Origin of the sequence: Sphingobacterium sp. ML3W (genome assembly GCF_029542085.1) — a bacterium.
In the GTDB taxonomy this organism is placed as follows: domain Bacteria; phylum Bacteroidota; class Bacteroidia; order Sphingobacteriales; family Sphingobacteriaceae; genus Sphingobacterium.
The window spans coordinates 2,671,522-2,684,614 of sequence record NZ_CP107036.1; the positions used below are offsets into that span (position 1 = coordinate 2,671,522).

Annotated in this window: 8 protein-coding genes; 1 reads left to right on the forward strand and 7 read right to left on the reverse strand. The window is 40.3% G+C overall.

From position 1 onward, the window contains the following. Positions 1 to 70 precede the first annotated feature (70 nt). From OGI71_RS11575 to OGI71_RS11585, 3 genes are all read right to left on the reverse strand, one after another. The gene (locus OGI71_RS11575; RefSeq protein WP_282255607.1) at positions 71 to 2,131 is read right to left on the reverse strand and encodes a RagB/SusD family nutrient uptake outer membrane protein; all 2,061 of its coding nucleotides are present in this window, start codon (positions 2,129 to 2,131) and stop codon (positions 71 to 73) included. A 20-nt stretch (positions 2,132 to 2,151) separates the two neighbouring features. After that, positions 2,152 to 5,331: a TonB-dependent receptor gene (locus OGI71_RS11580; protein ID WP_282255608.1), complete on the reverse strand. Its 3,180-nt coding sequence runs from the start codon at positions 5,329 to 5,331 to the stop codon at positions 2,152 to 2,154. A 127-nt stretch (positions 5,332 to 5,458) separates the two neighbouring features. Then, on the reverse strand, positions 5,459 to 6,916 hold the full coding sequence (locus OGI71_RS11585) for a glycoside hydrolase family 76 protein (RefSeq protein WP_282255609.1): 1,458 nt from the start codon (positions 6,914 to 6,916) through the stop codon (positions 5,459 to 5,461). Between the two features lie 391 nt (positions 6,917 to 7,307). Here OGI71_RS11585 and OGI71_RS11590 point away from each other — a divergent pair, with 391 nt between their 5' ends. Next, a complete protein-coding gene (locus tag OGI71_RS11590) occupies positions 7,308 to 9,794 on the forward strand; it encodes a kelch repeat-containing protein (RefSeq protein WP_282255610.1) in 2,487 nt (828 codons plus the stop codon). Between the two features lie 59 nt (positions 9,795 to 9,853). Here OGI71_RS11590 and OGI71_RS11595 read toward each other — a convergent pair whose 3' ends face one another. From OGI71_RS11595 to OGI71_RS11610, 4 genes are all read right to left on the reverse strand, one after another. After that, positions 9,854 to 10,603, reverse strand: coding sequence for a YoaK family protein (locus OGI71_RS11595; protein ID WP_282255611.1), 750 nt, complete (start codon positions 10,601 to 10,603; stop codon positions 9,854 to 9,856). Next, positions 10,587 to 11,087 (reverse strand): hypothetical protein, encoded by a 501-nt coding sequence (locus OGI71_RS11600; RefSeq protein WP_282255612.1) that lies wholly within the window; start codon positions 11,085 to 11,087, stop codon positions 10,587 to 10,589. Before OGI71_RS11600 ends, OGI71_RS11595 begins: the two co-directional genes overlap by 17 nt. Then, positions 11,074 to 11,592 carry a hypothetical protein gene (locus tag OGI71_RS11605; RefSeq protein WP_282255613.1) on the reverse strand — a complete coding sequence of 173 codons (519 nt, stop codon included), beginning with the start codon at positions 11,590 to 11,592 and terminating at the stop codon, positions 11,074 to 11,076. Before OGI71_RS11605 ends, OGI71_RS11600 begins: the two co-directional genes overlap by 14 nt. Before the next feature lie 130 nt (positions 11,593 to 11,722). After that, the gene (locus OGI71_RS11610; RefSeq protein ID WP_120258530.1) at positions 11,723 to 13,081 is read right to left on the reverse strand and encodes a HAMP domain-containing sensor histidine kinase; all 1,359 of its coding nucleotides are present in this window, start codon (positions 13,079 to 13,081) and stop codon (positions 11,723 to 11,725) included. Positions 13,082 to 13,093 lie beyond the last annotated feature (12 nt).

Sequence of the window (13,093 nt, forward strand, 5' to 3'; positions counted from 1 at the left end):
TTTATTAAAAGTTCACTCCTTCCAAACAAGCAGTGTGCTGCGCATGTTAATGGCAGGACACTTTTGCTGTCTATCGATTAGGCTGTTGATCGATTTTCGGACTTTTAGCCACCTCGTCACCCGGTATTTCAAAATAATAATCTACAGGTGTGTACCGAAACGTTTTGGTGCTTACCCATTGGAAGCGTGCATCAAAGAAGTACTTCCCTGCTGCTGTGGAAAAAAACGGATACAATCCTCTGAATCTAAAATTCTCGTTGTTACTGTATAGATTCTTATCCTTTTGTGTTCCCCAGAAACCGTCCCGGCCTTCAAAATGCAGTACGCGCCAGCGACGTAAATCCCATTTCGCCTTATGTTCAAATGCAAGTTCCTTTCGACGCTCTCTTCGAATGATATTTCGGCCTGTATTATCTCCTGAAATTGTGCCGGCCAAAAGATCTGCTCCCGCACGAGTACGAATCTCATTGACGGCAGTCGTCGCTGTTTGCAGCAGGTCGCTTCCATCTGCCGGACTAGCGCCCAACATTTTGAGTTCAACGGCTGCTTCGGCGGCATTCAATAATACCTCCGCGTAACGCATCAAAATAAAAGGTTGGTCAGATTTCCCTTCTCCAACTTCTTTTGCTGGATTTGTATTGAGCCATTTACGTACATAAAAGCCTGTTAAGGTTGCTTCACCATTATCAAAGAATGGACCTTCGTTGCCAGCGGCATTCATTTTTTGCCCATTGTAATCAACTGTTTGTTGTCCACTACCATCTCTTGGACTCAGATACAAGGTTTTTGGTGATCCTGTGTAGGCACCCAACTGTTGATAGCGCGTGTCAGCTGTTGCATAGGAATAATCTGTAAACAGAGGTTTTACAGGAGTTTGACCAGTATAGACCCCTGCTCGTATATCCATTTTTCTTTGCTTGAAGATATCATCCGGAAAAATAACATAGGCACGTAATCTAGGCTCCGCATTTTTAAAGAAATCCATTGGTTTGTCGTACAACTTATATTCCCCTTCCCTGTTGCTTTGTCCAGTAGTCACTTTGACTGTTCCATCGGGATACTTGTCAAATCCATCAAACAATTCCATAAAATCTACTGTAGGACATGTTCCGGCAGAAAGTGGAGATCTAAATGTGAAGGGCGAGCTAAAGGCATCAAAACTATGTGTCAACGTTGGATAGACATATTCTTTGACGTAGATATTTTCAGGACTACTGAGGTCACTAAACATATCCACCATATTTTGATATTGTGCCTCTTTATCGTTCGCTGCCCATTTCTTTTTATAAAGTGAATAGCCACCTGCTGTCATCACCTGACGTGCAGCCGAATAAGCTTCTGCAAAATACCTTTGTGATGCTGCCTTTGCAGTGCTGGCGTCAAATCCGATGACACGGACACCCGTTTTTCGGCCTAACCCCGTCAGGCGCCCAGAAACCGTTTCGTTGTATTTGGCCACACTACCTGCATAGAGCATCGCCTCTGATTTAAAAGAAAGCGCGACATATTTATTGGAATAGCCAGATTTAGGACCTTTTGGAAGCATTAATTTGATTGCTTCATCATAATCTTTCAAGATCTGGTTCCAGGTCTCTTCTTCACTCGAGCGGGGTATCTCCAAGTTCTCCAAAGTATTCGGGTATTGTAGTTCCTTGGTCACCAAAGGAATTCCTCCAAAACGTCTTGCCATCGCATAAAACACGGTCGCCCGGACATAATATCCTTCCCCCAAGTAATGATTATAAAGTTCTTCTGAGAATTTGTCCCGGTAATTGGGCAAGGTTTCAATCAGATGGTTTGCATCGCGGAGCAATTCAAATGCTCTTCCCCAATAAGCGGTCCTTTCACCGGTAAAAGAGGTGCTGATACCATCTCGAGTCACAGCTTCACCGGTTCCTTCAATGCCTATGGCTGCTAACCAGCCATTGAATTCAATCCCCCATTGTGCCATGTATTTGAAATCTTCAAAAGGCATCAGACTGTACATCCTGGCCATATAAATATCCATACCGGCTGGTGTGTTCAATAGGTCTTGATCCGTTACAATATTTTTAGGTGTAATATCTAGATCAGCACAACCTGTAAGTCCGATTGAGCCAGCTAGTGATAGTATAATGAGTATTTTTTTCATTGTAATATTTTTTGTGGGTGCTAAAAAGTAAGCGATAAACCTAACGTATAGGTTTTATTCAATGGATACATACGACCTAGGTTATCATCAGGATGCTCGGGGTCAACAAACCGTACGCCTGTCATCGTAAATAAGTTATAGGCATTGGCGTAAACACGTAATCGCATCGATGAGGAAGGTTTTAAATTCGAAATGGTATAGCCCAATTCGATACTCTTTAAGCGTAAGTAGGCTGTGCTAACCCGATTGAATTCAGAATTTGATTTCGGGTATCTACCTGTAAAACCATAGTAGCCTTTCACCCATTCTGTCGCTGGATCATAAGGATCCGCCATGGGATTGACAGGATGCCAACGATCAAGGTACTGCTCCAACGTTCCGCCACCATTCGATCCCCAGATTGCATAAAGTGGTTCTTTGTATTCCATAGAGCCCAAAGCCGATCCCTGAAACAATATATTCATATCGAAATTCTTGTAAGCTGTTTCGAGATTCATACTATAATTAAGCCACGGAGTCTGGTCGAATGCAAAAGGATGTTCGTCCTGACCGTTAATTTCGCCATCACCATTCCAGTCCAGGTATTTATAGTCTCCGGGTAAGACATCACGTTCCTTATAAATCGGGTAACTCCAAATATCTCCCCAATTCTCAAATCTTCCAGCCGATTCATAACCAAATTGAATCCCTTGATATCTATTGTTGAAGTTGTCATTGCGCCAACGGTCATACGAGTTTTTATAGGGACCATTTTGGACAGCGGTCAGGTACTTATTTCTAGTTACAGTCGCTATAGCCCGAACATTGTATGAGAAATCATTGATTTTATTGTGATGCTTCAGTTCCAATTCCAATCCCATATGGCGATCGCTATTGGCATTTTCCATCGGGGCCGTTGCACCGATTACGGTTGGAAATTCACTCGTGCGGCGTTGAAATAGCCCCGACCGTGTGCGTTCAAAATAGTCCAATGTAAAACCAAACAGCCCATTCCATCCCTCGAAATCTAAACCAACATTGAATGTTTTGGCTTTATACCAAGTAATTGATTCGTTGGCGATAGCTTTCCGACTTACACCGGTGATATATTTATCACCAAAAATATATCCTGGAGCATATTGATTATTATAGCCATTTTCAGCATTTCCACTCGTCGCTGGATAAACATAGCCGGGTACCCAGCCAAAATCCCAGGACGAGGATAAGTCATCCCCTAGCACGCCATAGCTACCGCGGAATTTTAGTTGATTGACAAAGGAAAGCGCGTCAATAGATTTGAAAAATGGTTCCTCGGATATCCGCCATCCCAAGGAAGCCGAGGGAAAAAATCCCCATTGATGTCCTTTGGCAAAACGGGAGGATCCGTCATATCTAAATTGAAATTCGGCAATATATCTACCCGCAAAATCGTAATTAACCCGTCCGAGCAGGGCCGACTTTGCTTCATTATAATAATCACTGATACCACCATACATGGAGGTCATTTGACCATCTTCTACACCTGCAAGCAATTGGTCGGAACCAAAAGCAAGATTTTTCAGTCCATAGAAGTTATCGCCATCGTTCTTTTGTGATTCCCAGCCAACAAGTCCGGATACTTTATGTTGATCGCCAAATGTACGATCGTAATTCAATATCAACTGGCCTAAGACCTGTTGTTTATCAAAAAACTCCCGTTTCATTTGATTTGGGCTACTTAAGTTATAGAGTTTCTGATCATATTTACCCGTTGTTTTATTCAAGGCATACTGATAATACTCCTTTCTGAATAGGGAATTGTTATCTGCACGGTAATCATAGCCAATCAATGCCTTTGCCGAAAACCCCTGAAGCGCGGAGGATAAATTACTTAGGTCATAATTCAATGCCGCTGAAGTCTGGAAAGTTTTCTTTTTGAATTTTCGATAGCCTGAGATGTCCGCGTCCATCATGGCTACGGTATTTTGTTCCAAATCCAGCCCTTCATAATTTAACAAGGTATTTTCGGGATCTGCATACGCAGCAAACAACATCCCCTGTTTCCAATAGTTTCGAATAATGTCAACCGAACTTGTATAAGGATTATTTTGCTGATCAGCCATCCCACTGATGTTCAAATCCAATTTCAATCCCTTGGCCAATTCTGCCGAGATATTCGAACGCAAATTGTATTTATTGTAGTTGAGATCACCCGATTTAAAGAAGCCTTGCTGATAGGAATATCCACCACCAATATAGTACTGCACCTTATTGCTTCCGCCCGAAAAACTAATGTCGTGCTGCGTCTGTGGTGCATATTTTGAAAAGATCAATGAAGTCCAATCCGATGAGCGGCGTGTTCCATTTCTGAAATCTTCAAAATCTTTTTCGGTATACACAGGACTTCCACCATTGATGTTGTTCATGGATTTCTCATTGTAGATCGTCATTGCACTGATTGCATCGGCCAATACGGGCATACCAGAAGGTTTTTGAAAAGTATAGGAGCCATTATAACTGACTGTGGTCTTTCCTTCTTTTCCCTTTTTTGTTGTGACCAACACCACACCATTTGCTGATCGTACACCATAAATGGCTGCGGATGCATCTTTTAGAACCGAAACCTCTTCAATATCGCTCGGGTTCAGGCGCTGAAAATCTTCGCTTGTACGTGGTACCCCATCGATCACGACTAGCGGAGCTCCGAGACCACGTATATCGAAATTGGCACTATAGGCTCCCGGTTCCGCACTTTTCTGCCATACGCGAACCCCGGGAATGCGTCCTGCCAACATATTTTGTGGATTTTCATTCTTCGTCTGCCTCATTTCCGTCCCCTTCACGGACGCGATAGCACCAGTCAGTGATTGCTTCCGCTGCGTACCATAACCGACGACAACAACGGTCTCCAATTGCGTATCATCGTTTTCCAGGACAACATTAATGGTGGATTTCCCATCCGTAATCTCTTCCTTCGCGCTAAAACCCAGCGATTTAAACAAAAGCTTCTTTCCTTCCGGAACTACGATCGTATAACTACCATCTGCATTGGTAGTAGTTTCCACACGTGTACCCGCATGCTGAACAGAAACCGTTACCCCAGCGATAGGCTTATTATTACTATCAAGCACTTTTCCACTGACATTTTTCTGCTGCGCCCAACTCATGGACGGAATACCCAGCGCCATCAGCACAAGCAGTGTGCTAAGTCGCCGCCTTGATTTCCCTAAATCCTTTTTCATATTTATAATTTGGTTTTAAATAGTGATTAAGCTATCTGATGTATTTTCATAGGCTCGCAAGCCCGGTTTTATTGGTATTCGTTTTTAGTATCACAATTGTTTACCTCGATCTTTTTACTTTATCTTGCTATTTTTCGATCTGGTATTGGGACAACATGGCATACTGTGCCGCATAAGTGAACATGAACATTCCCTCCAGGTTATTTTTGTCTTTGTCTGTATGCCACCCACCAAGAAGATCTGGTGGCAATAAACCGGAACGCAAAAAATGGGCATATCCATAGTCCAAATTCTGCTGGAAGGAGTCCATATAACTTTTGGCTTTTTCGAAGACAGGAGAAATCTGAAAAAATCCTCTTAGTAATACGCCGTTAAACCAATTGTTGAACCCATCGGAAGCATAGGTATAATACGCAGGTACCTGTGATCCTAGTTTGGCAAAGTATTGAAAACTGGCATCGCTCAGCTTCTTTCCATCCTCCAAATAGACCTTAGATCGGGTCGCACGGTACAGATCAGCGGCCCCAGAAATCATGGTTCCACTGTTATAGGAAAATGAGGTTCCAACAGCTTTCCGTAATTGGGTATTTTTGCGATACTTTATGCCATTGACGATTTCGTAGACAATACTGCAATCTGGATAGCAGTCTCCCATCATATCATCGTAAACACCTTTACTATTTAATAAATGATCTTTTTGCCAAGCATAAATCCTTTTAGCAAAATCCAAATAAAAATCAGCCTTTCGCAGCATTTTAGAACGACGCGACTGCCTATCTCCGGCATCGATATAGTTGTATGTGATCTGATCGTTCTTTTTCTTATAGATTTCATGTAGCCAAACCAATGGACTGATCATAGGCGCGTTGCTACAAGCATGTTTGGTCACGTAGCCCGGTCCCCAGGGAATTCCACCATTTTCATTGCCCTTATCATCTAGGGTGCAGTCCCATCCATCCAATACATAGGTTGTTAGGTATTCTGCCTCCTTTAAATAGCGCTCTTTTCCTGTCAGGTGATAGGCTTCAATCAGTTCCCGAATCAACCACATTTGATCGTCATAGACATTTAATACCCCAGTTACATTTGCTGCCCCCTTTGCCTTTGCACGATCCACAGCATACACTGTCCAGTCTCTGCTCTGTGTAAAAGAAATAAGATTAAATGTTCCTAAATAATAAGCGGCATTTTCGTGAAGCTGGACCAATAAATCCACATAACGCTTGTAATGTTTGTCAAATAGGTTATGATTCCCTCTTTCTTTTTGAGCTTTAAGTCCATGTAAAATTGCATTGACAGCCTCTATCGAAGCGGAGTACATCCATACACTTGCCTTTTCCTCCGGACGCACCTTCGTATCGGGATTATAGAAACGATGCATAGACTGTCCATCTGCGGAGAAATAAACTTCCATTGACCGGTCCAAGAGCGCCATCGCCCGTACTAAGTTCTGATCTTGCCGAGCCTGATCACTTTTGATATTGTCAACGGAAAAAGAAATTCGGATTTCAGCTTGAACCTGCCGCACCATCACCATGGATACGGAAGCAACAAAAATAAATTGCAGCTTTTTAAAGACTTTCATAAGTAAGATTTCGATTTATAATTAGTTCGAATTTCTACCGAAAATATAGGCAGGAATTCTAACGCAAGGTAAAGCTGACTGATTAATTTTTGGGTTAAAATTGGGTTAAAAGGCAAAAATAAAACGATAACCCTCTATTTTATTTCCTTATATCCTATGATTGGGAAGACTAATACAAACAGCAATTGTAACACAGCTTTTATTTTATTCAGCGCATTTTTTTGCATACTTTTAAGTCCTGTAAGATATTGATAAGGGATATACTAACCGTTACTATATTTCATAAAAAGCCGACAGCAGACAAATTATTTTAAACAGGTCTTTGTCGATAACTATTGGTTTAAGTTTTTTTGATTGCACTATGCGACCCTGTATATTATATATTATTTTTTTGCTCTTAACTCCCCTACTTTCCCGATCGCAGGGGCTCAAATTTAGAGGTGGGCATGAGCCTATAGACAAACGTACCTCCTACGAGTTATTTGACAAAAGGGCGATTTCATTTGAACAGGAGTTTACGCTAAAGTTTCAACTTTCCATTTATTCATCCAATTCATTGGGAAATATCTTCCGTGTTAAGAATAAAGACAATAACACGGTTTACAATTTATTTTATGATGAGGAGGCCGGTAATTGTATTTTCCGTCTGAACGAAGAAGGTAAAAGCAGTCTAATCATCGCAAAAATAAATCAGCAACAATTATTCAAGGAGGAATGGATCACGATTCAGTTGACCTTCGACCTGCATAAGCAATTATTTAAGCTTCAGATACAAAATCAGATTTTTCAATCACCAAAAGTGAAATTACCCTCTCAGTATAGTCCTCAAGTGATTTTTGGAAAAAGTGACTATCTGATCGATGTTCCGGCCATGTCTATCAAAAATGTGCAGATTGGAAATACGGCCAAAAGCTATCTATTCCCATTAAAAGAAAGCACAGGTACTGTTGTACAGGATGAAAATGGGGTTGCTTATGGCTCCACTACAAACCCAACCTGGCTCATTGTGGATTCTTACAAATGGAAAAATCTCTTTGCAAGCAGTTCCTTCTCACAAGCTGGTTCCAACTACAATCAACGGACCAAAGAGATTTATTATTTCAATCAGGATTCTATCACCATATACAACATAAAGACCAATCAGACGAAAAAACGGACCTTTCAGAAACCATGTCCCGTAAAATTGGTTTTAGCAAACAATTTTATAGACGTTACGACAAATAAACTGTATGTCTATGAACTTTTCTATACCCAGCCCTATCAAGGCCCTACGGTAGCCAGCCTTGATCTGGAAACTTTCGAATGGAAGGTCGAAAGTGACGACCTGATGAGGAAAGAATTAAATCATCACGGTTCTTTTTATGATGCACAACAGCGACAATTCTATCTTTTCGGTGGTTATGGAAATATGGCTTACAGTGGCGAATTTAGGCGCTACGACTTGGACTCCAGCAAATGGCAAACTGTTGACGGATGGACAGGCGATAAAATTTTCCCACGCTATTTTCTTTCGGCTGGCCAAGGGAGTAATAATCGAATCGCTTATATCTTTGGAGGTATGGGAAATGAATCCGGGGAGCATATTGTAGGTCGAAAATATCTCTATGATTTCTATCAAATAAATTTGGACACCAAGGAAATTACAAAAAAATGGGATGTCCTTTGGAAAGATAAGCATATCGTGCCTGCCCGTGGTTTGGTGTTCCCCGATAGCAGCCATTTTTACGCCTTATGTTATCCGGAATATCTAACGAAGTCCAATATCCAATTGTATCGCTTTTCCGTCAAAGATGGAAGTTTTGATATCCTAGGGGACTCTGTTCCGATCTATTCAGATAAAATAAGTACACATGCCCAACTTTATTATGATCAACAATTAGGTAGGCTTCTGGTACTGGTCCAAGAATCAAAAGATGATATACAGTCAACCTTAAAAGTCTATTCCTTGAATATGACGCCGATAACTCCTAACGAATTAAATGGAGTTCCACTGGCTGGATCCAACCGCAAAGTATTCTTACTATTGTTGTTATCTACGATTTGCGGAGTTGGCCTCTATTTCTTTTGGCAGCGAGGTAGGCAAAAGCGAAAAATAGCAAGCGTAGCTGAAAAAAGAATCCTGCAGGTTCCACGGATTGCAGATACTGGAATCCCACAAACAATACAAAAAGACGAGTTTATACGGGCAAATGCAATTTTCCTGTTTGGTGAGTTCCGTGCTTTTGACCGCAACAAACGTGATATCTCTCATTTGTTCAGTACAAAGCTGAAACAGGCATTTTGTCTTATCCTGTCTAACAGTGCTGGTATTAGTTCACCATATTTCAGTCAGATCATGTGGCCCGACAAATCAGAAGACAAGGTAAAGAACTCAAGAGGAGTCACGATCAATCATTTACGAAAAGTGCTGAGTGAGTTTGCTGGGATTGAACTCGTATACAAGCAGGGAAGATTCCTTATTGAACATAGCGCTGAATTTTATTGTGATTACGTAGATTACATCCAGTTGCTGGCAAACCCTTCGGCTGCTTATGAAAGTAGATTAATTCAGATCATTCAAAGGGGAAAATTCTTACAGGGGTTGGATCTGCCTGTGTTTGATGCATTGAAGACCGAGGTTGAACAAAATTTATTACCCATTTTACTGACGGAACTTCATAAAGCTGACATTGCTCATCTGCATAAAAAAAGCATTGAGATTGCGCATACGATATTCTTATTGGATCCGCTAAATGAACAAGCATTATTTTCCGAAATGAAAGCGATGTTTGCTTTAAATCAGCACAATGAAGCCCGCATTAAATTTCAGCAGTTTTGTCTCAACTATAGACAGCTAATGAACGAAGACTTCCCTTACAACCTGGATAAAATGATATAAATAAGCCCCACCATATACTGCTGTATGGTGGGGCTTATTTATTATTATCACCAAGAGATTTAGGCAACCAATTCCTCGCGATGACGTTTTACAAATTGTTTTTTAAGCAGGTATAGTTTATAATAATCATATAAACCTATGATAAGCAAAACAAAACAAACCACATAAAATGTTTTATTAGACAAGTAATTAAAGGAGATTCCACTGAGTAGTCCTCCCATTACATAACTTGTGACAATGGTCAGTAACAAATGAAACTTATCCACCAAATCTTTATTGCTTCTATTGGCTTCTTTGGTGAACATGGATATTAGTATCGCTAGATCGGTCGTCAATCCGGTCAAATGTGTTGTCTTTACAACTGAATTGGATATACTCGCTGTCAATCCATTTTGCAGTCCCATCGCAAACAATAAGGCCCCAACCAATATCTCGGTTTCCTTGAGTGAATCTTCGTAGAAAACATCGAGATATATCCCTACAAACAAAATACTTAATATCTCCAGCACCAGGGGTATCGAATGTGTCAGGTATGCACTGAACTTTCCTTTACCATGGATGATAATTAAGTTGGAAAGCATGCTTCCTGTTAAAAACAAAAGGATCCAAAACAAAACGACAGCACCTTGATACCAGTTTCCTTTTGCTATCTCCTGTGCAAAAACAGCATAATATCCTGTTACATTTGATGTAAAGGAAAAAAACACAATCACTGAAGCGACGTTAACCATACCAGCAGAAAATGCCGTTAGTCCACCCAGCTTAATGTTATCTTGAATGGTCCTATGATTGCTATATTTTCTTAGCATATTTTTCCTTTCCTCCTTTTTTCAGCACGATACGCGCTATTCCCTTGGTCTGCATATCCAAATTGAGATGCAATACCAGCTGATTTTTGTTCAGTTTCTGTATAACAAAACTCTCCACAAGCTCGTTATTTTTTCGAAGTTCAAGGATATGGCCCCTTCCTTTCAAAAACCAGTTATACTGTTTGTCCTTATGATGGGCGACAAAATTCTTTTCACCCATTTTTTCAAAATGCCATAAACCGTCCTGTAAGGGCGGCAGATGGGCAATAGCAGCATCTTTGATACCTTCATGAATAACCGTCTGTTTTTTGAATATTGGCGATTTCTCCACTTTTTCAAAGTACCATCCCTGTTCTTCCCACTCGCCTTCTAAAAGCCTTTCAGGATTTTCGTAAAGCATAACCATCGATGATGCCCCCAGAAGCAACAATGCCAAAAAGACAAAATTGAATCTTGCTAGTATTTTTCTTTTAGTAGTTAACATCCCATTTTTTATTAAAAAATAAATCCCCCAAGACACTTCCTCCAGTTTTATGCATTGCTGGTTTTTCGACAATGGCTACACGTTTACGCTTACTTTCGTTGAGGTGCAACAAAGCCTGTCCAACATCAAAGAAATGTCTCGTTCTTTTTTCAAATTGATAATCTGTTGGAATCTTGACCTCGTCAATCCGGGCTCCATTCAGATAATGATGTAAATAATTGGGATTGTCCGTACCGATAATATCTGCGTAGATATTAAGTTTACGATTTTCGTATCGGTGGCAGATCATTTGACAGGCTTTCAAAAAATCCTCTGACTGAAGGTCGTTGAGTTGATCCTCTAGTTTGATTCCTAATAATTCGCTGATTGAGGTGCTACTTTTATTTCCATAAACCAAAATAACGTCAAGCTGTTCAGCCTTCGACTGCTCAATACTATGGATTACAAAAAAAAGTGAATCAATTGTAAAATCACTTGGAATCAATACGCGTGTCGCTTTTGCCATACCCAATTATTTTTTTAACAAAGTTAATGGGTGCACATGGCAACGGAATGAAGCTAGAATTAGCTTTCCATTAGAATTTTAAGAGACTTATTAAAATGAGATTAAAAATAATAAGGAAATTAAAATGGGATTAAAACCGAATGTAAGTTGGCAATTCAATCTCTACAGTCGTGCCTTCCCCAACGACGGAATTGACCTTTAATGTCCCACCGTGGAGCTTTATTATATTTCTTGCTAAGGGCAGGCCAATGCCGTATCCATCTATTCCATTGGTATTGGATGCCCTAAAATAAGGATCATAAATATATCCCAATTCTTTTGACGGGATCCCGATACCCTTATCTTTTATCAGGATAAACACTTTATTGTTTAATGCGCCCAAGGCGATATAAGCAGTCCTATTGGAGGAATACTTACAGGCATTACTAATGATATTGGATAATGCAAGCTGGAGTAAAATAGCATTTCCATTGACTTTGAGTCGCATACTGTCATCGGGCAGCAAACTAAAATCTGTCGTAATTTTAAATTTATCATTGATGGCTTTAACAGTCAACTCGGCATCCATAACAATCTGGTCTATACGAACAGGATTAAATGTTGTTGAATTGCTTACAAAACCAGTGCGGGCCAACATCAAAAGCGCCTTGGTCTTTTTTTCTAAATGCTCTGCAGATTCTATAATTTTACATAAGGTACGTTGATATTCCTCAACTGTTCTTTCTTTGGACAGTGCTAAGTCAGCCTGTCCTATAATCGAAGTCAGGGGTGTATTCAATTCGTGTGAAGCATTACTGATAAAATTTTTCTGGGTTTCAAAAGAGGTTTCCAAACGTGTCAGCATGCTGTTGAATGTAAACGCCAGATCATGGAGCTCCCCCTTATATTTTTCTTCATCCAGGCGCTTATCCAGATTCTCAGAGCCAATCTGCTGGACTTCCTTCATCATGGTCAGGATAGGTTTTAGAAATGAACGTTTCATGAAGACAGAAACCACCAAAATAAAAAGAATACCCAAAATCAGACTAATAATAAGCAGATTACGTAGATAGGCCAGGTGATGCGTGTAGAAGTAATTTTCCGCCGATGCGCCGACAATATAATGCTTATTGTTTTTTGAAAAGTACTTTGTCGAATAGAATTGGTGCCCTGCTTTAAAATTTGATGTTCCGGTCTTGTTGATTTTATCCCACAATTCAGAATAGAATCCCTGGCTTTGAACAATTTTTCCATTCTTATCAAATTCAACCAAAAATTCATGCTGATTGTTCAGACTTTCTATAAAGTCCAGACTCCATTGATCTGTTTGCGAAGCGGATTTACTATTGAGGAACTTTTCTGCTGCAATATTTCTTCGCAGATCCAGGCGTTTATAAAAATCGGTGAAAGCAAAGTTTGTGATGGAGTAAAAGATAAAGCCAACGAAACAGCTGACATATATAACTAATATTGCTATGAGATAGATGAGTTTCCTATTGTAATTATTCATTTTAACCTATTC